Origin of the sequence: Streptococcus suis (genome assembly GCF_002960445.1) — a bacterium.
GTDB lineage: Bacteria > Bacillota > Bacilli > Lactobacillales > Streptococcaceae > Streptococcus > Streptococcus hyiners.
In genome coordinates this window covers 1-271 of record NZ_POJD01000489.1, presented here as the reverse complement: position 1 = coordinate 271, position 271 = coordinate 1, and the positions used below count along the sequence as shown (strand labels likewise).

Here is a 271-nt window from a genome sequence, read left to right as displayed (position 1 = left end):
AACAAGTCCGCCAAGTACATGGCCACAGGGTCATGGTTGAGCGTGTCCAAACCAAAGGCAACCGTCGGAGCAGTTGGCCCCAAAATCAAGTCATAGTCCGCAAAGACCTTTTCAAAATCTTGGATAATCAAGGTCCGCACCTGACCAGCCTTCTTGAAGTAGGCATCGTAGTAACCAGATGACAAGCTAAATGTACCTAACATAATACGACGTTTGACTTCCTCACCAAAACCTTGGCTACGGGTTTTCACATAAATCTCATCCAAGTTGG

The 271-nt window shown here is 46.5% G+C and carries 1 protein-coding gene; it reads right to left on the bottom strand.

What is annotated here, in order from left to right; translation table 11 throughout:
* Window positions 1-271 (bottom strand): amidase family protein (locus C1G53_RS12930; RefSeq protein ID WP_269088011.1); only part of this gene is annotated, 271 nt, incomplete at both ends.